21 protein-coding genes are annotated in these 23,641 nt (G+C 58.4%); 5 read left to right on the forward strand and 16 right to left on the reverse strand.

Features of this window, described 5'->3' with window-relative positions:
• Positions 1 to 1,791, forward strand: coding sequence for an arginine--tRNA ligase (gene argS / locus Q0J85_RS04360; RefSeq protein WP_294478541.1), 1,791 nt, complete (start codon positions 1 to 3; stop codon positions 1,789 to 1,791).
• A 20-nt stretch (positions 1,792 to 1,811) separates the two neighbouring features.
• Here argS and Q0J85_RS04365 read toward each other — a convergent pair whose 3' ends face one another.
• The 8 genes from Q0J85_RS04365 to pyrH all read right to left on the reverse strand — a co-directional run bounded on the left by Q0J85_RS04365 (position 1,812) and on the right by pyrH (position 9,489).
• Positions 1,812 to 2,702, reverse strand: coding sequence for a hypothetical protein (locus tag Q0J85_RS04365; protein WP_294478542.1), 891 nt, complete (start codon positions 2,700 to 2,702; stop codon positions 1,812 to 1,814).
• A 3-nt stretch (positions 2,703 to 2,705) separates the two neighbouring features.
• Positions 2,706 to 3,683, reverse strand: coding sequence for a regulatory iron-sulfur-containing complex subunit RicT (locus Q0J85_RS04370; RefSeq protein ID WP_294478543.1), 978 nt, complete (start codon positions 3,681 to 3,683; stop codon positions 2,706 to 2,708).
• 51 nt (positions 3,684 to 3,734) lie between these two features.
• Complete coding sequence (locus tag Q0J85_RS04375) at positions 3,735 to 5,432, reverse strand: hypothetical protein (RefSeq protein WP_294478544.1); 1,698 nt, start codon at positions 5,430 to 5,432, stop codon at positions 3,735 to 3,737.
• Entirely contained in the window at positions 5,425 to 5,970 is a 546-nt protein-coding gene (locus Q0J85_RS04380; RefSeq protein WP_294478545.1) for a hypothetical protein, read from the reverse strand. The genes Q0J85_RS04375 and Q0J85_RS04380 overlap by 8 nt, the downstream gene beginning before the upstream one ends.
• A 63-nt stretch (positions 5,971 to 6,033) precedes the next feature.
• Entirely contained in the window at positions 6,034 to 6,696 is a 663-nt protein-coding gene (locus Q0J85_RS04385) for a carbohydrate-binding family 9-like protein (RefSeq protein WP_294478548.1), read from the reverse strand.
• A gap of 5 nt (positions 6,697 to 6,701) precedes the next feature.
• Positions 6,702 to 7,913 (reverse strand): ABC transporter substrate-binding protein, encoded by a 1,212-nt coding sequence (locus Q0J85_RS04390; protein WP_294478549.1) that lies wholly within the window; start codon positions 7,911 to 7,913, stop codon positions 6,702 to 6,704.
• 16 nt (positions 7,914 to 7,929) lie between these two features.
• Positions 7,930 to 8,760: an acyl-ACP--UDP-N-acetylglucosamine O-acyltransferase gene (lpxA, locus tag Q0J85_RS04395; RefSeq protein WP_294478551.1), complete on the reverse strand. Its 831-nt coding sequence runs from the start codon at positions 8,758 to 8,760 to the stop codon at positions 7,930 to 7,932.
• A 9-nt stretch (positions 8,761 to 8,769) separates the two neighbouring features.
• Positions 8,770 to 9,489, reverse strand: a complete 720-nt coding sequence (gene pyrH / locus Q0J85_RS04400; RefSeq protein WP_294478553.1) for a UMP kinase — start codon at positions 9,487 to 9,489, stop codon at positions 8,770 to 8,772.
• A 178-nt stretch (positions 9,490 to 9,667) separates the two neighbouring features.
• Between pyrH and Q0J85_RS04405 the strand changes: the two genes are divergently transcribed.
• Genes Q0J85_RS04405 through Q0J85_RS04415 form a run of 3 tightly spaced genes read left to right on the forward strand, consistent with a single transcriptional unit; the run spans position 9,668 to position 12,344 of the window.
• On the forward strand, positions 9,668 to 10,684 hold the full coding sequence (locus tag Q0J85_RS04405) for a Gfo/Idh/MocA family oxidoreductase (RefSeq protein ID WP_294478554.1): 1,017 nt from the start codon (positions 9,668 to 9,670) through the stop codon (positions 10,682 to 10,684).
• A gap of 19 nt (positions 10,685 to 10,703) precedes the next feature.
• Positions 10,704 to 11,561 (forward strand): 4-(cytidine 5'-diphospho)-2-C-methyl-D-erythritol kinase, encoded by an 858-nt coding sequence (gene ispE / locus Q0J85_RS04410; protein ID WP_294478556.1) that lies wholly within the window; start codon positions 10,704 to 10,706, stop codon positions 11,559 to 11,561.
• Positions 11,562 to 11,582: 21 nt separating this feature from the next.
• Entirely contained in the window at positions 11,583 to 12,344 is a 762-nt protein-coding gene (locus Q0J85_RS04415) for a Nif3-like dinuclear metal center hexameric protein (protein WP_294478558.1), read from the forward strand.
• A gap of 20 nt (positions 12,345 to 12,364) precedes the next feature.
• Here the strand turns inward: Q0J85_RS04415 and Q0J85_RS04420 are convergent, their stop codons facing one another.
• The gene (locus tag Q0J85_RS04420; protein ID WP_294478559.1) at positions 12,365 to 13,690 is read right to left on the reverse strand and encodes a hypothetical protein; all 1,326 of its coding nucleotides are present in this window, start codon (positions 13,688 to 13,690) and stop codon (positions 12,365 to 12,367) included.
• Positions 13,691 to 13,819: 129 nt separating this feature from the next.
• On the opposite strand from Q0J85_RS04420, the gene Q0J85_RS04425 reads away from it, so the two are divergent.
• Entirely contained in the window at positions 13,820 to 14,638 is an 819-nt protein-coding gene (locus Q0J85_RS04425; protein WP_294478560.1) for an AraC family transcriptional regulator, read from the forward strand.
• Between the two features lie 11 nt (positions 14,639 to 14,649).
• Here the strand turns inward: Q0J85_RS04425 and Q0J85_RS04430 are convergent, their stop codons facing one another.
• The 7 genes from Q0J85_RS04430 to Q0J85_RS04460 all read right to left on the reverse strand — a co-directional run bounded on the left by Q0J85_RS04430 (position 14,650) and on the right by Q0J85_RS04460 (position 23,550).
• Positions 14,650 to 15,258, reverse strand: coding sequence for a hypothetical protein (locus tag Q0J85_RS04430; protein ID WP_294478561.1), 609 nt, complete (start codon positions 15,256 to 15,258; stop codon positions 14,650 to 14,652).
• 216 nt (positions 15,259 to 15,474) lie between these two features.
• Positions 15,475 to 17,340, reverse strand: a complete 1,866-nt coding sequence (locus tag Q0J85_RS04435; RefSeq protein ID WP_294478562.1) for a hypothetical protein — start codon at positions 17,338 to 17,340, stop codon at positions 15,475 to 15,477.
• A 45-nt stretch (positions 17,341 to 17,385) separates the two neighbouring features.
• Positions 17,386 to 18,162, reverse strand: coding sequence for a type II secretion system protein (locus Q0J85_RS04440; RefSeq protein ID WP_294478563.1), 777 nt, complete (start codon positions 18,160 to 18,162; stop codon positions 17,386 to 17,388).
• 82 nt (positions 18,163 to 18,244) lie between these two features.
• Complete coding sequence (locus tag Q0J85_RS04445) at positions 18,245 to 19,300, reverse strand: substrate-binding domain-containing protein (protein ID WP_294478564.1); 1,056 nt, start codon at positions 19,298 to 19,300, stop codon at positions 18,245 to 18,247.
• Between the two features lie 185 nt (positions 19,301 to 19,485).
• A complete protein-coding gene (locus tag Q0J85_RS04450) occupies positions 19,486 to 20,571 on the reverse strand; it encodes a LacI family DNA-binding transcriptional regulator (RefSeq protein WP_294478565.1) in 1,086 nt (361 codons plus the stop codon).
• Positions 20,572 to 20,646: 75 nt separating this feature from the next.
• Positions 20,647 to 22,764, reverse strand: coding sequence for a hypothetical protein (locus tag Q0J85_RS04455; RefSeq protein WP_294478567.1), 2,118 nt, complete (start codon positions 22,762 to 22,764; stop codon positions 20,647 to 20,649).
• Positions 22,765 to 22,785: 21 nt separating this feature from the next.
• The gene (locus Q0J85_RS04460; RefSeq protein WP_294478569.1) at positions 22,786 to 23,550 is read right to left on the reverse strand and encodes a type II secretion system protein; all 765 of its coding nucleotides are present in this window, start codon (positions 23,548 to 23,550) and stop codon (positions 22,786 to 22,788) included.
• Positions 23,551 to 23,641 lie beyond the last annotated feature (91 nt).

Here is a 23,641-nt window from a genome sequence, read left to right on the forward strand (position 1 = left end):
ATGGCATATAAGTTTGTGGCGGACCTCGAGGAATTTCTCCGGGGGAAGTATGAGAAGTTCCCGGCCGGGAGTGTGATCGCTCCGGAGCCGTGCCCGGCGGGGATGAAAGGCGATCTCACGATCAACTGCTTCCGCTTTGCGAAGTGCTGCGGGAATCCGATGGCGGTTGCGGCGGAAGTGACGGAATATCTGAACGGACACGCTGACGTGGAGCATGCCGAGGCGGTCAAGGCGTTTGTCAATGTAACGCTCAAGCCGGCCGCATTGTGCCGCGACTCGGTGGCGGACGTGGCTGCGCTGCTTGAATCGGCAAAACTGCCGGAGGAGCAGCGGCGGCGGATTCTCATCGAGTTTTCCGCGCCGAATACGAACAAGCCGCAGCATCTCGGGCATGTGCGGAACAACACGCTGGGCATGTCGCTCGGATCGCTCTTGAAGCGGGTCGGCCACGATGTGATCGAGATCAACCTCGTGAACGACCGCGGCATTCACATCTGCAAATCGATGATCGCTTACGAGCGGTTCGGCAACGGCTGCACGCCGGAGTCGACCGGCATGAAAGGCGATCATCTGGTCGGAAAATTCTACGTCGACTACAACAAGGCGTTGTCGGAGGAGATCAAGGCGCTGAAAGCGGCCCATCCGGAGCTCGCGGAAAAAAGCAGCGAGGAGCTGTTCCTCGATACGGAACTCGGCGCCGCGACGCAGAAGATGCTGCAGCAGTGGGAGGCGGGGGATCCGCAGGTCCGGGCGCTCTGGCGCAAGATGAACGGCTGGGTGTTCGCCGGATTTGCCGAGACCTATGAGCGCATGGGAATCCACTTCGACCACACCTATCTCGAAAGCGAGACCTATCTGCTCGGCAAGGACATCATCGCTTCCGGACTTGAGAAAGGGGTCTTTGCAAAGCGCGAGGACGGCGCGGTGATCTGCGACCTCGGCAAACTCGGGAAGAAAGTGGTTCTGCGCAGTGACGGGACGAGCGTCTACATCACGCAGGATATCGGTACGACGCTGCGCAAGTATGAGGATTACCATCCCGAATCGATGATCTGGGTGGTCGGTGACGAACAGAATCTGCACTTCCAGATGCTTTTCACGATCATGGAGAAGCTCGGTTACCCCTGGGCGAAAGATCTCTATCACCTCTCCTACGGCATGGTCAATCTGCCGACCGGGAAGATGAAGAGCCGCGAGGGAACCGTGGTCGATGCGGACGATCTCTTCGACGAAATGGCGTCGCTCGCGATGGATGCGTGCCGCGAACGCGGCGGCGAAGAGCTCTCCCCGGAGGAGTTGAAGTCGCGCGGCGAGATCATCGGGCTCGGCGCTCTGAAGTTCATGCTTCTGAAGTTCAACCCGAAGACGACGATCATGTTCGATCCGGCCGCCTCGCTGCGGTTCGAGGGAGACACCGGACCGTATGTACAATATGTCGCTGCGCGGATCCAGTCGATCCGGCGCAAGGCCGCGGAACGTGGAATCGAGTTCAATCCGGAGAAAGTCGACTGGAGTCTGCTCGGGCACGAGGCGGAGAAGCTGCTTGCGGTTACGGCATCGTTTTATCCCGCCGCGCTTCGTCTGGCCGCCGAGCGGCGCGACTGTTCGGGGCTCGTGGAGTATCTGCTGAACCTCGGCAAGGCGTTCAACAGCTTCTATCGGGAGTGTCCGGTGCTCGCGGCGGAGACGCCGGAACTTGCGGGAGCCCGCCTGGCGCTCTCGAGCGCGGTCCGGGAGATCATCGCGGACGGACTCGGCACGCTGACCATCGGCATCCCTGAAGCGATGTGACGAATCCGCCCATTGCGGCGTTACAAATTCGGGAGGAAGCGGCAGCGGATGATTTGCCACCGCAGCTCCTGTTTCCCCTCGACATAAGCCCGGAGACTCTCCGGGCTTTTCAGTTTGCCGAGTTCACGGATTTCGGGCGTCGTCGAACGGAACAGCACCGCCATCGGTTTTTCGACGCCGAATCCCTTCAGAACCCGCGCCGCCCTGAACACCCACCGGCGCGCCCGGGCATTGCGGTAGAGCAGATAGGCCGGGTATGCGAGGGCGAGAATCCAGAACGGCCACGCCGGAAGAGCCGGCAGCAGGAACGACTGCACGATCACCGCCCCGAGCAGGATGAACACCGGAATCACGAAGAGCAGCGCATCGTAGTCGCGGATGAAGCAGTTCCCGAGATAGCGCCGGAAACGGCTCGGACTCGTGCGGTAGGCGAAAAACTCCTCAAGCGGAATATCCCGCAGCGGCTGCCGCATCGAGTGACAGAGTTCGTGCGCGAGCAGCTCTCTGCGGTTATAGAGGAACCATTTCTGATGCTTGCGGAACGCTCCCCGGATCAGAAAGAATGAGAACGGCAGCTCCGTATCGCTGATCATGCAGCCGCCCCAGAGCAGCCCGACGTCGCGCGAGAGAAAAAAACCGGGAACATGAACGGTCCGGAAATCGTAGAGTTCTCCGGTCAGTTCGTCCGCCTCGGCGATGATCTCCGCCGGAATCCGTTCCGATTCTTTCAGCAGAAATTCCTGAAAAACCGTGACTTCGCCTTTTTCCGCAAGCTCCTCCTCGAACTGTTTGTGCGCATCGCGAATCGCGGCGACGCGGGACTCGAAATCGGCGGCCTCCTCCCCGACTCCCGGCAGAAAACCGGCGGCGTCGAGGGCTGTATAGCGTTCGAGCTCGGGATGCGGCATCATCGATTATTTCTCCGTCTTGCCGGCATCGGGAGCCGGAGGCGTTTCCGATTTCGGCGGGCGGTTTTCGTTCCGGTTGTTCCGCTGATTGCCGCCGCCGTTGTTCCGGCTGCGGTTGCCGTTGCCGTTGCCGCTGTTTCCCCGACCGGTCTGCCGTTCGCTGCTGATGCGCGGGCGCTGTTCGGGGGGGCGAATCGTCACCTCAGAACGGTGAAAGTGGACGATGTTCCCGGTCTCGAGCTGGACGGAAACTTTCTGGGTGAGCAGATTGCGGTCGCAGACCCGGCCGCGTCCCTGCGGCGTATCGCACCAGTTCCCGCGTTTCGGCATGTTTTTCTCGAGTTCCTGATAACCCTCATGCTCGAATTTGAGGCAGCATTTCAGTCGGCCGCAGGCGCCGGAGATCGTCGCCGGCGTGAGCGAGAGATCCTGTTCCTTGGCCATCTTCACATTGATGGAGTTGAACTCTTTCAGGAATCGGCAGCAGCAGAGCTTCTGACCGCAGACGGCGATTCCCCCGTAAATGCCGGTTTCGTCGCGCACGCCGATCTGGCGCAGTTCGATGCGCGTGCAGAGCGTGCGCGAGAGTTCCTTGACCAGTTCGCGGAAGTCGACCCGGCCGTCCGCGCTGAACTGGATCACAACGAGTTTCCCGTCAAGTGAGTAATGGGCGTTCAGCAGCTTCATCGCCAGCCCGAGGTTGTTGACCAGCTCCCGCGCGGTCCGCATGGCGCTGCGTGAACGGACATAATTGTCGTTGGCGGTCGCAAGTTCGTGGTTGTCCGCAACATGCTGAATCGTCGGCAGTTCGCTCCAGGCGGTCTCCGCCGGCGGGTCGGCGATTTCGCGCACCACCTCGCCCGAATCCGTATAGAAATCACGGCGGAATACGCACGTGTCGTGAAGTTTGACATCAACGCCGTCCGGGGCTTTCGCCTCGAACGAGCTGCCGTTGTCGAGTTTTATGACCAAAAGTCGATCCATTCCGGTCTCCTGTTTGAAAATTCATTTCTATAAATATAGCAGGAATCGGGGTTATTGCAAACGGCACTCCCCGATGAGAAGTGTAAGAAATCCGCTTCCCGGCATCTCCAGAAGTTGCGGCGGCGCCGTGAGCGGGGCGCGCTCGAGCAGAGCCGCGAGCGCCTCATCGCTGATCTGCCGGAATCGCGGCGAGAGAACGAGCGTGAATTCCCGGATCCCCTTTGCCCGGAGCAGTTCCGGGAGTGTCGCAAGTCCGGCGTCGTCTTTCACAAACAGCCACTGTTTTTCAAAGAAGAGCCGCGGCGTCATTTCCGGCAGGAAGAAGACGTCCGAAACCACAACCCCGGCGGATCGTTCCGCGATTGCACGTTCCGCGTTCGAGCAGTTCTGCGCCACGCGGAAAAGCGTGTGCATCCCGATCAACTGCAGCACGAGCGCCACTGCCGCGAACGCCGCCACCGACAGACGTCTCCGGCGCGACAGCCAGCCGAGCCGCGCAAACCCCAGAAAGCTCAGCGCAAAGAGAACCGGATAGACCGGCAGATAATGGCGCGGCCCCCAGATGATTCCGATGTCGCTCCGGGTCAGGATCGGCGGCAGAACCACGCAGTAGAGCAGCGCCGCGAGTGTCGTGACCCGGACCGGGAGAGCCCCGCGCATGAGCAGATTCCGCCACATGAGGAAGAGTCCCGCCAACAGCGGAGAGGCCGTGAGAAAACCGACTGTGAGCCCCGCTGCCTCCGCCGGTTCCGGGTTTTCGCAGAAGAGCGCCAGCAGAATCACCCAGGAGACGACGGCGGCACCCGCCGCCACGCATTTGAAGCGGCGCGAGTCGAATGCCCCCGCCACCGGCAGCAGCAGCATCGGCAGCAGCAGCGGCCAGTAATACCAGGCCATCCCCGGCGAACCGGAATGAAACCGGAGGAGATAGATGAAATATCCCGAGACGATGCCGGCAATCTGTGCGGTGAATCCCCCTGCCGTTTCGGCGTTGTGTGTGTAGTAGAGCGCTCCGTGCAGCCCGAGCACATGCCCGTAACTGTGCAGATTCCAGAGCCAGAGCGGCACTGCGCAGAGGAGAAATCCCAATCCGAACGGAATGTTCCGTTGCCATTGCCGCGGACGGAATACCAGAGCCGCCACGCCGGAAACGAGCGCGATGAGGTAGAACTCTTCCCGCAGCCAGAGTCCCAGACCGAGCCAGAGTCCCGCGAGGAAGAGCCGGTTCCGGCGCGCCGCAAGCAGAGCCGCGAGCGGAAACACCGCCGAGACGGTCATCTCCCAGAACGTCCCGGAATAGAAGAAGAACGGCGTTCCGCAGAGCAGCAGTGCCGCAAGCAGCGCCTCGATCCGGGGCGTGAGCCGCAGCGGATCGAGCAGTGCGAGAAAGAGCGCCAGCATCGCCAGCGTCCCCGCGATCGGAATCAGCAGCAGCCCCGCCTCCCCGAACAGCAGGTAGCCCGGCAGCGCAAGAGCGGAAAAGAACTCCGGATAGACCGAGAATATTTTTCCGTCATACCGCTGAAAATGGAAACCGCCATCCGGGAAAAAACGGTTTTCCGGATCGAGTTCGGATGCCGGATTCTCCATCGCGGCAGTGCCGTATTCCGCGAGATTGCGCAGGATCAGGTATTTGTTGCCGTTGTCCGTGATCCAGACCGGAACGGCGGGCAGCAGCGCGGCTTCCAGCAGAAGCAGCAGCAATGCGCCCGCGAGAATCGGCAAACGCTGTTTCCAGCGTTCAGACACCGGGGACGACCTTTCCGTCCGCCTCGAGCTTTTCGACCGCGGCCGTGCAGCTCAGCCGGAAACACCATTTCAGCGCCTCGAAGAGCGGCAGCATCGGATCATAGGCCTGAAGCTGTTCATTGGCAGCATTTTCTGCATGCCAGTCAACGTAGGCCTGCGCGCACTCCGTGGCCAGGTCGAGCTTTTTGAAATATCCGGTCAGCCGCTCGTCGGCGTAGAGTGGCACTTTGCCGTCGAGCATGCCGAGCAGCTCGAAGTGATTCGGCTGGTTGTTGACCAGATTCGTGACTGCTTCCGCAGCTTTGGCGTAGACGAATGTGAAGAGCGAGGCGATTTCTTCATCCGAAAGCGTGTCACTGCCGTTTTTCCGGCGGTCGTCGAGGCGGGCGAGCATTTTGACGAAAAGTTCTTTCTCCGCCTCGGCCAGCAGTGGGGAGGCGACCATCGCCCCTTTGATGCACTCACATTTCCGGGCGGCCCCGACCATCGCGAGCGCGACCGCCTGCGAGATGATCGAACGGCTGAATCCGTTTGCCATGATTCTATGAAAATCCTTCTGCGTTATTGATCCGTTATGGATCCGTCATTTCGTTTTCTGCGCTCATTCAAACTCCAGAATATCGAAACAGTCCGGCTCATGGAAGTTCACCCTGCGCACCGGTCGCCACGATGCCCAGTGCGGATGGCTCGTCTGATCCCCGCACTTGTAGACGTTCCCTCTCCAGACCGTGCCCGAAACAGGAATCGGCGCATGCTGGATTTTCTCAAAGAGTTCAAACGGCAGGAAGAATCCGACCTCATACCGGGTCTCCTCCGGGATTTCCGGTTCAACCCGGTCCGGGAGCGAGTGGTAGATCCGGATTCCGGCAATCTCCTCTTCCGTGAGCGGACGGGTGTCATCGGTTCCGGGGCGGCGCCGCCGGTCGGTGATATGCTGCGCGAGCAGAATTCCGGAGGCGTTGAATTCAAAGTTGATGTAACCGAGTCCGACCGCCGGACGCACGAAAAATTCCACACAGCTGTCGCAGCAGACCATATCCTGAAAACGTTCCGCCACGCAGCGGACGAAACGGTCGCGAACCGAAAAAAGCCCGTAGAGCCCCCGGGCGTCGTACTGCAGTTTGAATCGGGTCTCCGGCTGATGGCCGCTCCCTTCGGGGCGGAAACATGCGACACGGATCGTTCCGCACTCTTTCCAGTCGCCGGAGTCGAAGCCCGCCTGGAGCGACGGCGGTACCGGCGCCCGGTGAATCAGATAACCCATGGTGCTCAATCCTCCTTGAGCTGCTCGATTTTTCTCATTGTAAAACTGCCGCTGAGCCGGGACTCCGGCACTGAATCCGGTGTCGCCGCCGGGCGGATCGTCTTGACGAACATGGTCCGGTCGATTTCGCCGCCGGGTTTGAGCGTATAGAGCGCCGCTGCCCCCGGATGGTTGCGGACTGACTGCATGTTCCGGTTGAAGTCCTCCACGCTCTGCGCCCGGCTGAGGCCGATCGCCAGCAGTTTGAGCGCGTCGTATCCCTGGGCTTCACAGCTCCCGGGATAGATGAAGTTCGTGCGGCGGAACTCCTGCCGGAATGCAAGTTGCTCCGGCAGATCGAATTCCCCCGAATAAAGCCCGATGAAAGCACAGTCGCCGGGCTGCCCGCCGCATTCCCGCAGAAAGACCGGATCATCCCAGCTCTCCGGTCCGAGCAGCAGCCCGCGGTATCCGAGTCCGCGAATGTATTTGACCACGCGGCCGGCGTTTCCCGGCTCTCCGGAGATCAGAATCGCCTGCGGCCCGTAGGAGACCAGCTCCCGCAACTTCTGCCCGAACTCCTTTTTATCTCCCTCGAACTCGACCGTATGGACGACGCTGCCGCCGAGGTCCGAGAACGCATTCGCCGCCTCAAGCGCGACACTGCGGGAGTAGGTGGCCATGTCGTCCAGATTCACGACGATCGCCAGACGCAGCAGCTTCCGCCAGTACCACGCATAGGCGGCAAGCGCCTCCCCCTGCTGGGAATCCGTGAAACAGGCGCGGTAGATCATCCTCGTTCCGGCGGTGATCTCGTCATTCGTCGCCAGCGGGACGACCGTCGGAATCAGCAGCGCCTCCACGGCCGGTTTGATCGCAAGCGCCTCATTCGTGCTGTACGGGCCGACCAGCCCGGCGATCCCCTGCCGGGAGAGCTCTTCCACCTGGCGTCTCGCCTCCGCGGGGGAGCTCTTCGTGTCCCGGACCAGAAGCTCCACGCGGCGGTCTGAAATTCCCCGCCCGTTGTTGAGTTCGCTGCAGGCGAATTCCACGCCGCGCAGAGTCCGTTCCCCATATTCCGAATCCGCCCCGGAGAGCGGCAGCAATACGCCGATTTTGACCGGTTCGGCCAGCGCGTCCGGCAGCACCGGCTGCGGCAGAGGGGTGACCGGCATGCAGCCCGCAGCCATCATCGCCGCCGCAACTGCGACGGCAAGCTGTATGATCCATTGTCTCATAAAACAGGAAACTCCTTCAATCTTTCTCTTCGGCATCCGCACCGCGGATCCCGAGTGCAGCCAGTTCCGGATCTCCCGGCATGATGCCGCGTTCCGTTTTGCGGATGAATTCGACGAAGTGATCGACCTCCGGCGGGCGCATCGGCATGGATTCGATCTCGGCGAGGGCGTTCGTCGCGTTCAGTCCGCGGAAAAAATAGGTCTTGATCGCGCGCCGGATCGCCGACCGCATATAGCTGTCGAACCCTGCCCGGCGCAGTCCGATCACATTCGGACCGCAGACGCACTCGTTTTCGGCCAGCATGCAGAACGGCGGGATGTCCTGGCGGATGATCGTACGCGCACCGACCATCGCCAGCCGCCCGATCCGGCAGAACTGATGGATCAGAATGTAACCGGAAAGCACCGCCTGATCCTCGATGATGACATGCCCCGAAACCGCCGTCTGATTTGCGATGGTGACCCGGTCACCGATCTGCGCATCGTGGCCGATGTGTACGAACGACATGAGCAGCGTTCCGCTGCCGATCCGGGTGTAACGCTCCGCGAACGGCGAACGATGGATCGTAACGTATTCCCGGATCGTCGTATCCGCTCCGACCGTCGTCCAGGCGACGGTGCCGGACGTGAACCGGTGATCCTGCGGTTCTTCTCCGACCAGAGCGCCGAGATAGACGCGACAGCGCGGGCCGAGTGTCGTGTAACGGGCGATCTTCACATGCGAATCGATGACGCAGTCGTCGCCGATCACGCAATCATCCTCCACAATCGAGTAGGGACCGATCCGAACTCCCGTGCCGATCTGCGCTTTCGGGCTGATGACCGCGGTTGGATGAATGTCGGTCATGATTGCGCCTCAGCTTACGATGGTTCCCGCCCCGGTATCGCCCGCGAGAATCCGCTCGAGGCTGTCCGGATCGGAGAAGTTGAAGACGATGATCGGCAGGTCGTTGTCCCGGCACATCGAGAATGCCGTCGAATCCATGACCTTGAGCTGCCGCGCGAGCGCCTCGTCGAAACTCAGCTCCGGGAACCGGACCGCGTTGGGATCCTTGAACGGATCTGCCGTGTAAATCCCGTCGACTTTTGTCGCCTTGAGCACCGCATCGCAATCGGTTTCGAGCGCCCGCAGCGCGCTGGTCGTGTCGGTCGTGAAGAACGGGCTGCCGGTGCCGCCGGCGAAGATCACGATCTTCCCGGCTTCGAGCGCCCGGATCGCCTCTTCACGGTTGAATCGCGGCGCGATGGGTTCCATCCCGATCGAGCATTGTACGATCGCCTCGATCCCGGCGGCGCGGAAGAAATCACGCAGGCACAGCGCGTTCATCACGGTCGCGAGCATTCCCATGTAGTCGGCATTGACCCGGTCCATGCCGCCGGCGCGGCCCATGACGCCGCGCCAGATGTTGCCGGCGCCGACGACCAGCGCGATTTCCACGCCCTGATCCGCCACGGTTTTGATTCGTTCCACAATGGTTCGGACCGCATCGGCGTCATATCCATGTTCCTGCGGACCTTTGAGCGCCTCGCCGCTGAGTTTCAGCAGCACCCGGCTGAATCGGAATTTTTCATTCATAACAGACTCCTTTCGCTTCCGGAGTAGGGTTGGATTTCTTCTTTTGTTAGCAATATACCCCGTCAAACCCGATTTCGCCAAGAAAAAGCGCGCCGGAATGGTGTTTTTATGAAAAAAACGTGTATATTATTGAAAACAGAACACAAAATAAATCCGGAACGCAACAGGAAAAGCAGCAATGGAAAGCGATACAAAGCTCAAGGTCGGTGTTCTCGGCGTCGGCGCCCTCGGCAGACATCACGCACGGCTCTATGCCCAGAGCCCGAATGCGGAAATGGTCGGCATCTTCGACGTTCAGCCCGAGACCGCCGCGAAAGTCGGGGCCGAATTTAATCTGCCGGTCTTTTCGGACTGGCGTTCACTTGCGGAAAAGTGCGACGCATTGAGTGTGGCGGTCCCCGCCAATTTCCACGCGGCCACGACCCTGCCGCTTCTGGAGATGGGCAAGCATGTGCTTGTGGAGAAACCGATCGAAGCGAGTCTCGAACTCGCCGAGCAGATGGTCGCCACCGCCCGCAAGAACAATGTTGTGCTCGCGGTCGGCCATGTAGAACGGTTCAATCCGGCGATGGATTTCCTCGAGAAGTACGCGGCCAACACCCGGTTCATTGAGGCGCACCGGCTGGCGCAGTATCCGCCGCCGCGTCCGGGTCTGCCGCGTCGCGGCACCGAGGTCAGCGTCGTGGTCGACCTGATGATTCACGATATCGATCTTGTGCTGACGATGGTCGACTCCGATGTCGAGCGGTTCGACGTGGTTGGAATCCCTGTGCTCAGCAAGACCGAGGATATCGTGAATGCGCGCATCAAGTTCAAGAACGGCAGCTGTGCAAGTCTCACTGCCAGCCGCGTCAGTCAGGAGCCGATGCGCCGCTTCCGCGTATTCCAGGAAGATTGCTACATTTCGATGGATTACGGCAAACATTTCGGCATGGTGCTCAAACGCAACCGCATCGGACTCGCCCGCAAGGATGTGAATCTCGATGAGAAGAACGCGCTTGCCGCTGAACTTGAGGATTTCATCCTCGCAGTGAACAAAAGCCGGGTCATGGGGCATCTCTGCGATGCGAAGGTGCCCGGCGAAGCGGGACTGCGCGCACTGCGCCTGGCTCTCGCGATTGAGGAGGAGGCGAGGCGCTACAACAACCAGTACGGCTTCAAGTTCGCGCCATGCACGCCGGATGAACTGAACTGAACAGCAGGAGGTGATCCCCATGTCTCTGGCCGCACTCTCGAAGTCGAAGATCAACCTCTATTTGAAAGTGCTCAAACGGAGGCCCGACCGGTATCATGAAATCGAGACGCTGTTTCTGCCGCTCGACACACCGGCCGACCGGATCGTGCTCGACTTTGAAACACGGCCGGGCATCCGGGTTTCCTCGACCGTTCCGGGGCTGCCGGAGAATCTCGAGAATCTCGCCGGCCGCGCCGCTCTGGCCTATTCGGACATGGCAAAAATTTCCGCTTGCTGGACGATCCGGATCGAAAAGGAGATTCCCGTCGCCGCCGGGATGGGCGGCGGCAGTTCAAACGCCGCCGCCGTTCTGCGACTGCTGAACGACCATTACCGGGCGCTTCCGGAAAAGACGCTTGCGGAACTCGCTCTCACGCTCGGTGCGGATGTGCCTTTCTTTCTGCATGGACGTCCCGCGGTCGCCACCGGTGTCGGAGAGGTATTCCGCTATCTGGAGGGGAGACTTTTCGCGCCGCCTCTGCTCATCGTCAATCCGCACTTTCCGGTCAGCGCAAAGTGGGCATACACCCATCTCGCGCCGGAGCGGATCGGACCCGATGACTCCGGAAAGCTCGAACGGCTGATCGATGCCCTGCGGCGCAACGATCCGGCCGAAGTTGCGGCAAATCTGCACAACGATCTGGCGTATGCCCTGTATGAAAAATTTCCGCTGCTGGCGATTCTGCGCGATTTTCTGCGCGAAAACGGCGCGCTCAATGCCGAGATCACCGGCAGCGGCCCGTCGCTTTTCGCCGTCTGCGCGACGCCGGAGGAGCGTGACGAGCTGGCTTTGTCTCTCTCCGGGGCATTCCGTTCGGTCACGGTATTCACGAACTGAAAAAGAGGAGTTGCTCCGCCCATGAAACGTTCCGATTTGACAAATTATCTCGATCGCGAGCTCAATCTTGCCGCCTTTTCCGGCGACGCTTCCAACAACGGTCTTCAGATCGAGGGACGGGAAGAGGTCGGCCGCGTGCTCTTCGGTGTGGATGGCTGTCAGGCGCTCTTCCGCCGCGCGGCGGAGGGGAACTTCGATTTCGTCTTCGTCCATCACGGGATCTCGTGGGGCGGAGAACCGCGCCGCTGGACCGGCATGCATGCACAGCGGTTTCGCACGATGTTCGGCAATGGCATCAGCCTTTACGGTGTGCATCTGCCGCTTGACGCTCATCCGGAACTCGGCAACAATGCGCAGCTTGCCGCACTCGCAGAACTCACTGAACTTGAGCCGTTCTGCAACTATCACGGTTACGACATCGGTTTTCTCGGGCGAACCCGCAGAATCGTGAATGCCTCCGAGCTCGCTTCCACGCTGGAGGCGGCCTTGAACGGCAAGGCCCGGCTTATCGCGGATTCCGGCCGCATTCTGCGGCGGGTTGCGGTCGTTTCGGGCGGCGGCGGCATGGATGCGCTTGAACAGGCGGCCGCCGCAGGAGCCGATCTGCTGATTACCGGCGAGCTCGAGCATGTGATGTTTCATCCCGCGCACGAACTCGGGATTCCGGTGCTCGCCCTCGGTCACTACGCGACCGAAACGGTCGGCCCGAAAGCGGTTATGGCGCGGATTCGCGAGGTGTTCGGCCTCGAGTGCGAATTCGCGGATCTGCCGACCGGACTTTGAGCCCGGCCGGCGGTTCCTGATTACGCCTCCTGCAGCAGCAGCGCGGAGGAAAGCCCCTCTCCGGCGCCGGGGAGATTCACCACTCCCTGAGCGTCGGTGGTGCACTCGGATTCCTCCCAGTCGTGATCGAGGTCGATCCGCACCAGTCTGAATCGGGTGTTCTCCGCGCCTTTCAACCGGATTTTGAGTTCAGCATTGCCGGACTTGAAGTTCGAGATGAGCACGGAACGTTTCCCGTCCGGGCCGATTCCGGCGAGAAGCTGCACGTTGATGTCGTCGGATACGGCTTCAACGCGCTCTTTGCAGCGCGCGATCTTCGCGAACGCTTTCAGCGTGTAGAAGAGCTTGAGCCGTTCTCCCCATGCGTCCCATGCTCCCCAGGCGCTCGAGAGCTGGCCGACGGTGTAGTGATATCCCATCGTCAGCGGAGTATCCTGCCAGGCGGAGATCACCGCGGTGGCGAAGACGGCGGCGTTGATGCCGGGCAGTCCGTCGACCAGGTCGAAATAGGCCGGTTTGCTGAAGCCGCCGATCCAGTAGTGCCACTCGTTCAGATGCAGTTCCGTTTCCGTGAATTCGTATTCATCGAGGAGTCCGCGGACCAGCGTCGGCTCGACGACGATCTCTTTCATGTCAGAGGCATAACGATGCCAGGAGAAGAAATCCAGCGGGACCTGATGATCTCGGCAGTATTCGAGAAAGAGTCGGGCAAGTGTGTCGTTATTCCCTGGATGAACGTAGGAGAGCACCGGGCCACCCACTTTGACGTTCGGGAAACGGGCTTTGATCTTTTTCGCCGTGACTTCGTACAAGCGGCAGTACTCCTCCATCGAGGAGTTCCACATCTGTTTGGTTATGTCGGGTTCGTTCCAGATCTCCCAGTAGATGATGTTCCACGAAAATCCGTTGTTCCATCCCTCATTGTAGTGGCGGATGATGTTCACGCAGACGTCCGCCCATTTCTCATAATCCTGCGGTGGAAATGCGAAATAGTTGTTGGTCGTGTGTTCGATGGAGGTCCCGAGCCGGAAAAAAATCTCCGACCCGGCGGCCCGGATGTCGCGCAGATGGTCGTCGGTCGCGATGAAGTAGTAATTGTCCGGATTCTGCGCGTCGGCGCGGAAGTTTCCGAAGATGTGCTGCGTGTCAACCAGACGCATGCCCGGATTCCCGAGCGGCGAGTCGTGCAGCCGCGTGATCGGAATTTCCAGCTCGGAGAATTCGGTGACGGCCAGCCCGTGATCGATGTTTCCCCGTGTCATCTGCGGGCCGAGATTGCCGCCGTTCAATCGACGGATGATGCCGTTCTTTCGGGTGAAGTCGACGACCGGAATTTCATTCTTCATATTCTTTTTTTCCTTTCCCGGGGGTTGCATTTCTTTCGGGATTTATCTATATTATGGACAACTTTACGCGATTCTCCAAGAACAGTATTTGCCAAAAAATATCGATTTTGTGCCAGTCAGGAGGGATAGATGAAAAAGGGGCTTTATGAGCTTGCGCCGATTCCTCGATTGACGCGGGGAATTCCTGCGGTCCGTTCGATCGGCTGGATGCCGGATCATATTTACTTTCACACGGGGGGACGGATCGAAAACATGTTTCTCTGTTTCATTCTGCGGGAGGAATCGGGGACGCCCCGCACCATCGTCAACGGAATTCTGCAGGAGGAACATCTGTCTGCTCCCCGGGTGTCAACGGTTCTGCCGGGGAGTGTCATAACTACGCTGCAGGCACTTCGTCATGATGAACTTTTCTTCTCTTATCCTCCGGAGTCGGAAACATTCTGGCGGGAATTTTTCCCCGAAGGCAAACTCCGTTTTCGGAGGAGTGAGTCGTTCGATCGACTGCTCAAAGAGCTCTTTGAGCGTATGGACAATCTGCATGAATCCGGACAGGCGGATGCGATCGACTGCCTCGTCCTGCGGCTGCTGCTGGAAATCCGGATTCAGGAGCGGCAGGAGAGCGAGAGTCGCGAGGAGCGGATTATCCGCGGAATCGCCTCCCGGTTGATCGGGCGCTTTCAGGAGCCGGTTTCGATTCCGGAACTGCTCGACGGCAGCGGTTTGAGTCTGCGCACATTTTACCGGCTCTGGAAACGATACTATCCGGATTCTCCGGTTGCAATGCTGCAGGAGAAACGCATGGCGGCGGCGGAACATCTGCTTATGACCAGTCGTTTGCGGATCAAGGAGATTTCAGAATTGTGCGGTTTCAGTACGCCGCTCTATTTCTATCAGAGTTTCCGGCAAAAGCACGGATGTTCGCCGGCCGAGTTTCGCCGAAAACGCTGAACGGAGGATTTTCAGGCAGAGGCGTTTTCCAGCTGTGCCTTGCGTTTTTCGGGTGAAAGCCGGTAATTGATCCGAATTCCGCAGGCGTAGCGGGCGGCGACCCAGCTGCCGTTGCCGAGTTTCTTCATTCCGCACGCGAGTAGATACTGGTGATTCTTGCGCATGTTCGGGTAGGCGAGGTCGACGCCCTGCCGGAAAAGGGTGAGAATCTCCTCCATCGCCTCATCTGGGGTCATGCTGCGGCGCTGGCGCACTTTCTTGTAGGAAATTCCCGCGCTCTGAATGGCTTTCCCCCAGCTTTTGAAGTGGTGGACGGCCGCCATATAAAGCGCCTTGTGATTGTTCTGGACGAGCAGACTTGAGAGCGGTTCATTCGCCGCGGCGAGTTTTTTGATTTCTTCCTGAATTCGCTCTCTGCTCCAGGCCTTGTACTTGCGAATCTCGTTGTAATCAAGCCCGCAGGAGGTGATGGCATCGCGCCAGGAGCCGAAGAGACGCTCCGCGGCGGCATAGACGCGCGGATAGTGCGTGGCGTAATAATAGGAGTTCAACGGCTCCTTTCCCACTCTCGCAAGGATATGCTCCTCGACGAGCATGGGGGTCCAGATTTTCTTCAGCATAAAGCGCTACTGCTCAAATTTACGATACCGAAACAACAAAGAAACGAAAATTCCCTTCTTTTAAAATAATCCTGATTGTCGTAGTTTTCAAATGGGTTCGGGAGGAATTTGCAAATTATGGGAATAATATTTTTCAAATTCCGGCTGGAGGGCCGGAAAATACCGCCGGAGTCCGGAAGAATCCGGATTCCGGCGGAAATGGAGTCCGTTTCCGGATTACTGCGGCGTGAGGCGGTACTCTTTCGGCGCGCCGTCCTCGATGACGAAGTGGACGCTGCCGTCTTTGAACGTGCCGACTCCCTCGACGGAGTACGCTTTTTTCGGGTTGATCGACCAGAAAGCGCAGACCGTTTTCCCGTCCTCGGCGCGTTTGAAGCGCATCATCCGGAATCCCTCGGGCGCCGGGAGGTTTTCCACAAAGACCGGACGGGAGCCGAGCGCTTCGGTCATCGCCTTGAACGCCTTGTAGAACGGTTTCTGCCGCAGGTCGCGGGTCACCATTCCGAAGTTGTCCTCGCGTTCGCCGACACGGATTCCGGTGTCCCGGAACACGTAGAAGTAGAACCGCGGCACACCGCGCGAAAGCGCATGGCAGCTGAAAGTCTGCGCAAGATCCGCCTGCTGCTGAGGCGTGACGAAATCCGTGAATTTGATGAGCGTGCTGCCGATGATCGCACCTTTCCAGTCGTCGTAGGTGTAGATCGAGAGCGCGTCTCCCACCACCTTCCCGTTCGCGACGGATTGCAGGAGCGGCGTGTAGTGCATCTTTTTGTCGCTGGTGTCGCCGTTCAGGTAACGGTTCACGTGGCCGGGCGAGGCTTTGAATCCCTCCTTCTCCATCCCGGGAGCGGGTTTGACGTTCAACGTCGACTCCGGCGTTCCGGGCCGCGTCCAGAATGCGTGCCAGCCCATGCGGAATGCCGGGTAGAGCTCGTCTGCGGCGGAACGCATTGCGCGACTGCCGAACTTGTTCGTGTAACGCAGCGTATAGAACGGAATCTGACCGAACGCGAGCACGATTCCGCCGCGCCGGATGTAGCTGCGCAATGGCTCGACGAACTCTTCATCGATGCCTTCTGTTTCGCTGGGAACGACCGCCGGGATTTCCGCCGGATCGAGGTCATTGAGCTGTTTCAACGAGACCGGGACGAACTCGGCGTCGGGCAGCCACGGGCGGCCTCCCTCAACCCGGGCGGTGGTGACGTCGGTGAGGTACGGCACTCCGATTTTGACCGGCTTCGTGAAATCGATCGGACGGCCGATCTTTTCCGACGCGATCCGCAGGGCGTCGGCGATCGCCTCCGGCTGCTGTTCGAGGAATTCGTTGCGGGCGCAGGAGGAGCCGCATTCGGTGAACCAGACCGGTTTATCGGCGCAGCCGTAGCGGCGCAGCGTTTCCCGCATTTCGTCGAGGGCGCGGTCGAAGCCCGGATTGCGGTCGCCGCCCCACCCGTAGGGATGGATCGAAACCAGATCGAAGTATTTGTCCCCGCCGAGTTTGCAGACATCCGTGAGAAAATGGGCCGAGATTCCGCCGAGCATGATCTGGTTGGCCGGATCGGCTTTCTTCAACTCCTCGCAGGTGATTTTCAGAAGTTTGACATACTGTTCCGGATCGGGTTTCGGGTGCCAGAAGCCGCCGTGCGGCTCATTCCAGAACGACCAGACCTTGATTTTTCCCTTGAAATGTTCTGCGAGTGCACGGATGAAATTGCGCCACTCCTCCGGGTGGTCGTGCATCGGGACAACATCCGGGCGGACGTTCTGGAGCTCCCAGGCGTAGCCGGAGAGGATCGGCAGAAGCGTGATGCCGTTCTCATGGAGTTTCTCATAAACCTTGTCCATGTGCTCTAAATGGTACTCCCCTCTGCGCGGGCAGATCAATCCGAAGCCGATGTCCATGCGGGCGGATTTGATTCCCGCCTCTTTCATCAGTTTGAGCTGTTCATCGGTGCGATAGTTGAACTCCGCTTTCGCCCGGTTGAAGTGGGCGCACACCCCCCAGGGGGAGATGGTGTCGCCCGCGCTCAGCATGAGAGAGAATAAGGAGAATAGAGTTACGAAAGAGGCAGCAAATTTCATTTCAGTTCCTTGATGTTGGATAATTTTCTGATTTCAGCATGAAACTCAGGGCGTGATGGTTCCGCTCCAGGCATCTCCTTTGCGGGGAATGGTTGTAGAATCCGTAACCGAGGTTCTCTGCGCCCACCAGAAAGACCAGTACTGGTTGCCGACGCGGGCGTTTTGAACGCGACCGTCGGAGAAGAGCACATTCACATCCGTCGAGAAATCGAATGAATTCTGGTATTGCGTGTGCATGTTGTAATATCCAATCGATTTGTCCCAGCCGCGGCCGTCAACCATGAGGCCGGTGATGTATTTTTCTCCGGTGCGGCGGGGAACGCCGAAGCCCTTGTCGGGATTCAACACGCCGTTGTAGGCATAGCTGCTCTTGTATCTGCCCACGGTCGCAAACAGAGTATTCTTCAAATTAGCCCATTCACTTTCTGAATAGGTTTTCGTGACATTATCCAGGGGGCAGACCAGCATTTTACGGTTGCTCTGGTAAGGCATTGAAAACCAGGCGAACCGCCCGACCACGCACAGCGGCTGCGTGTATTCGACTCCTCCATCCCCGTCCTGCCAGGTGTTGTATTTCGCGGCTCCGGTGTAGATGAAGAAGCCATCGTTGTCGGAAGCGTAGGAGTGATGGACTGTCCCCCACTGTTTCAGCTGGCTCGTGCAGCTGATCTTCTTGGCTCTTGTGCGCGCCTGATTCAATGCCGGCAGCAGCATCGAAGCGAGAATCGCAATGATTGCAATCACAACAAGAAGTTCGATTAATGTGAAAAATTGACGGATATCACTGTCGTGGCGCATGCGTTCTTTTGGTTTGTTCATCATGCTGTTTCCTTTCGTTTCGGAGTTGTTCAGCGGGTTTTCCGCATTATGGATTTCTTTCGTCACATTCAGGCTTGCTTTCTGATCAAACAACCTGTCGGATGGCGATCGGCGCCACGGTTTTTCGCTCGACGAGTTTCGGTATGATGTCCACCTGATACTCCCTGCTTTCTTCGGAGTGGTTCGCCAGACGGGTCGCCATGCGAATCACCTCATCTGCGATCTGACTGCTGGGGGTGTCGATGGTGGTCAGTCGTTCAATGCCCGGTTCTCTGATGTTGCCGAAGCCGAGAACGCTGAGCTCGTCCGGAATCGAGATTCCGAGCGCTTCAAACTCCCGCAGCGCGATCAGCGCCCCGTGGTCGGAGACCGCGAACAGCGCGGTGAAATCGTATTCCCCGTGCGCGTAACGTGTTGCGAATTCCCGGATCTTCGCGTCCGGAGTTTCGCCGGAATGGAGATGGCAGTCGAGCAGAGTGAGCCGGCATTCCGGAACGTCGGTTGCAGATCGGAAATTGCGCACGATTGTTTCCGGCGTCAGAAAGTGCGGTTCGCAATAAAGAACGCCGATCTTTGTGTGTCCGCAGCGGCGCAGATACCGTGCCGCCAGCGAGCCGCTCGCGGCGTTGTCGCCGCAGACGTAGTGGATTTGACTCACCGGGACCGCGTTGCGGCAGAGAATTACCGGCGCGGGGGAGTGGACGATGCTCATGATCTGATCCGGAGTAAGGAGATCGTTCGTGATTGAATCGGCCACGATCACATCCGCGGAGAGTTCATCCAGATAGTCGCACACTTCCCGGTGGTAATCGAACAGAAACCGTTCAAACGTGAATCCCGACCGTTCCGCCGCCTCGGCGAGCAGCTCGGCCATATAGCGCTGGTCGCTGCTGTTCCAGTCCGACTGTACGAGCAGCAGTTTCGGTTTCCGGTTCCGACGCACGAAAAGCCCCTGCCGCGGGATTGCCTCGAGAAATCCGCGCTCTTTGAGCAACGAAATCGCCGGAGCGACCGTCGCCTGGCTCACTCCATATTCCGCCATCAGTTTCCGTACCGTCGGGAACGGGGAACCGTCCTCCATCGTGGCAATCCGGCGGTAGAGCCGGCTGTACAGAAGATCACTTTTACTGGTTTTTTCCATCGTGAACAGTCCAGATTTTTTTGCTTTTGTGTATCGATTGCAGATACACGAATGTGAAATAAAAAAAGCGTCAATCGTGTATTCTTGATCGATACACAGATATTATACCAAAGATGATGCTGGTTGTCAAGGGGCGTTGATAAAAAAGTCGAAAAAAAGTGGTGTTCCGAGAGGATTTTCTCCCGTCACAGTTTTCGTCCGGGGGGTGATGCGACGGAATTCCCGGGCCGGTAAACCGGGGAAAAGCTGCGCAGTGCCGGAGCGGAAAGTTTCTGCTCGATGAGATCAATCAGCATTTCGGTTCCCGCCCGCCCCATCTCCGTAAGAACGTGATCGATCACCGTGAGGGTTGGATCGATGAAGTTGGTGAATTCGCAATAGTCAATTCCGATCACACTGAGATCGTGCGGTACTTCGACTCCCGCCCGGCGTGCTTCGCGCAGAACCGAAACACCCACGAGCGAATTGTAGGCGATGATCGCCGTCGGCGGCTCCGGCAGTGACATGAGATAGCGGAATCCCCGCTCTCCCTCGAGCTCGCAATAACGTTCCTCGATCATCGGGAGCGGTACACATCTGGCGCGGTTGAAGAGAAGAGCGGGATCCGGGTCGATCAAACCGCTCTGTCCACAGCCGAGAAATGCTTCTTCCCGCAGGAGTGAATCGCATCCATCGGTCGTGCAGTCGGCGATGAACCCGATCCGGCGGTGGCCGAGTTCCGCCAGTTTCGCCGCGGCGAGTTCCACCGCGGCCCGGTTGTCGAAAACGATCCGGCTCAGCCCGAACTGGTCGGCGGGCTGGTCGATCGCAACGACATTTGAGCTGACCCGGAGCAGCCGATCGACCCATTCCGCATTTGCGTCGGAGTGAATCAGAATCACGCCGTCAATGCGGGATTCGGCGATTTTTTCCGCACAGATATCCGGGAGATTCCGGCTGCTGATGTTCAGTACGAGCAGATTGTAATTCCGGTCGCGGGCGGCCTGCTCCACCCCGCGGAAAATCGCCATCTCATAGTCGTTGCTGAGACTGCGCCAGCTTTTGGGCTGAACGTAGATCCCCAGCGTGGTCGAGCGACGTGTTTTCAGCATCTGGCTGGCGGAGTTCGGATGATATCCGAGTTCGGCGGCCAGTCCGAGGATCTTCCGCCGCATCGGGTCGCTGACTTTCGTGTTGCCGCGCGACCCGTTCAACACGGTGGAGGCGACTGCAATCGAACAACCCGCTGTTTCCGCAACCGTTTTTAATGTGACATTCGCTCTTTTGTGCATCCGTTCCCGCTTTCCGAATTCCTTTTGCCTATCATTATAGCCGATAAACGTTGAGAAGTCAATCGCGCATCACCATTATTTTCCGTTTCTGACGAGTTCATACCAGATGGTCTGGTGGACGCCAGTGTCGAAATCAAACGTCCGGACGTTTTCCGCAATGCGCTCTTTTCTCTCACCGTGCTCTCCCAGAATCCAGACGTCGAATGAGCCGGATTTCATCTGCAAACTCCCGGCGACCGGTTTGAGGACGACCGGAGTGCCGCCTTTGAGCCACCAGCCGCTCATCCGCTGATCGGTACCGGGCTTGATCGTATTGCTGCATTCGCCTGCGGCCAGGAACATCATCCGTCCGGCTTCCGCGATGCCGCCCCGGTCGAACGCCGCAAGGAAACAGACTCCGAAAGGGGTCTTCATCGTCAGGGAAGCGTCTTTGAATTCAAAATTCTTCGTCCGATCGAAAAATCCCTCCACTCCCTGAGTGGATGCGGTGTTCAGCACCCAGTATCCTTCTTCCCAGTTCCGGTAGAATTCCCCGGTATCGGCTTTGATGATCGGATCGAGTTTCCCGAGCTTCAGATCCCGCGAGGTTGAATAATCGAAGATTTTTGTGTATTTTTCCGGTTGATACGAACAGCCGGGATATGCCAGCTCGAGCCGGTGTTTTTCCGGAATATTGAACATGACATCGCTGAAGAACGATGGCGACTTTTTGGTCGAGAGAACATCTTTTTCGGAAACTTTCAGCAGAACCCGTTCGCGTGCCGGGGAGACGGCATTGCCGCGCAGCAGCCATGCCGAAAGCGGGAAAGTCGCCAGATAAGTCGTGTCATGGCGGACGTCGAGGATGTGCCCCATACGCTCATACTGATTCAGCCGTTCAGTTCCCTGTGAGGCGAACACGTAGAAGCCGTCCCAATCCTGAAACGCATGGACGGTGGCGAAAAACGGCAGTCCGGTCGCACGGTATTCGTTGTATTGCATGGGCTTGTCGCCGAACCAGCAGGAGGCGCCTCCTTTCGTGGTTCTGTGTTCGCTGGAGATCAACGGCTTGCCGACGACGGAAGCCAGAGAGAAACGGGCGAAAAGATCTTTCGTGTACTTCTCCTTTTCGAGCGACTCGTTGGCCGGTTTCTTGAGCAGCGGACTCCAGCGGTCGCCGGGGAGAATCCGGACGTTCCCCTGTGACCAGGAGGCGTATCCCCAGTAGAGATGTGCATCCATGAAATCCCCGGCGAGGGAGGGTTGCGTATGAAAGAAGTTCTCTCCGACGTTCGAGCCGCTGATGACCCCTTTGTATCCGAGGGAGCGGACGTAATCCGTCCACATTCGATAGGCGTTCGCCACGGTCTCGTTCCAGAAACGGGCGGAAACGTCGTCGTTCAACGTGAGATCGAGCTCCTGGTCCGGAAGATGTTTGCGCTGGAGATACTCCCGGAATTTCGGTTTGAGTTTGTCCGTATAATAGGAGTTCAGTCCCGTCAGGCCGTTCGGATGGTAGTTGTAGGCAACCTCGTTGACGATTCCGAGCATTGCAAACTGCGGATCTTCAAACAGGCTCTTCCCGGTATAACGGTTCGGGCGGGTGAAGAATGCCTTGACCCACTTTTTCACATACTCCTGCGTTTCCGGGTCGAAGAGCATCAGCCGTTTCAGATCGAATCCGTCGCGGGTGCCGTTCGGAATTTCCGAAAGCGCGGGTGTCAGTGCCGAATCCGGGATCTCGCAGGTCACATAGATCCCTTCCTTTTGCAGGCAGGCGAGGAACAGGTCAAGTTGCGCCATCGCTTTATCGTTGAATTCAAGCGTGCTTTTTTCGCGGTCGCGGAAGAACGGCGCCGCATTCTGCCATCCGGCCGTGAGGTGATGGATGCGGACGATATTGATTCCGAGCGCGGCCATTTTCCGCGCGACGCTCTCGGCTTCTGCGCGGGAATACATATTGAACGCCCGGTTGTCCACGACGTTGAGCCCGAACCAGCGCACCGGGGTTCCGTCCTCGAATACGAAGTTTCCGTCTTCGACTCGGAGAAATCCGTGTTTCCCGGCCGGTTTGTGATTCAGAAACGACACATTGACTACGGAGTCTTTTTCCGGTTCCCGGATGATGAACGGGAATTCATTTTCATACATTGCTCCATGCAGGGTGCAGGCCAGCGACACCGCACCGAGTGCGGAGAGAAAAAACTTTGTCATTTGGGAAATTCCTTTTTACGGTTACTTGCGTGAGAGAATCCAGCGGTCGAAGATCGGATATCCAGGCTGCTGTGTCCAGTTTCCGTCGTGGACCTGGGCGCGGGAGAGCAGCTCGACATGGCCGTCCCAGAGCAGTGTGTTCAACATGTAATTCGGGTGACGAAACGCCATCCAGTAGCCGCTGCTGTCCCCTTTTTCCGGAATCATGTATTTGGGATCGTTGTAGCGGACGAACGTTCCCACGCCGTCGACGATGTTCATGCGCAGCGAGGGGCGAGCGAGGTTCGAGATCCGGAAACTCTGGCTGGCCGGATCGGTTCCGGAGGGAAAACTGTCGTTGGCGGATACTCCCGGATAGTGCATGTTTTTCGCGTACCAGTGGCCCGTGTAATTGTTCCCGCCCCGGTTGGCCGGTTTGGCCGGACAGAGAAGTCCCGCATTCAGATTGATGGTTCCGTCATTGTACGTACTTTTGAGGCTTGCTCCGAGGCATTGCAGAAAACCCACGTTGTTGCACCAGCGGTTTTCGTTGTCCCAGTTATTGTTCATCAGCAGGGGTACGACGTAATCATCGTAGGAGGCGGAATAAAGCGCTTCGCCCATTCCGAACTGTTTCAGGTTGCCGGTGCATTGAGCGGTGTAAGCACGGGTTCTCGCCTGGTTCAATGCGGGCAGCAGCATCGATGCGAGTATTCCGATGATCGCAATTACGACGAGCAACTCGATCAAAGTAAAATTTTTCCGATCGATTGAAAATGAATGGCGATGACGGCTGATCTTTCTCATGGCATTCCCTTTTGGTAAAGATTTAGTTTCGAAAAGTTGCTGCCCCCGAAAAAATTCGACATTTTTTCGAGCCTATGGGTTGGTTGTTCAT

It is taken from the genome of uncultured Victivallis sp. (genome assembly GCA_944389935.1).
GTDB lineage: Bacteria > Verrucomicrobiota > Lentisphaeria > Victivallales > Victivallaceae > Victivallis.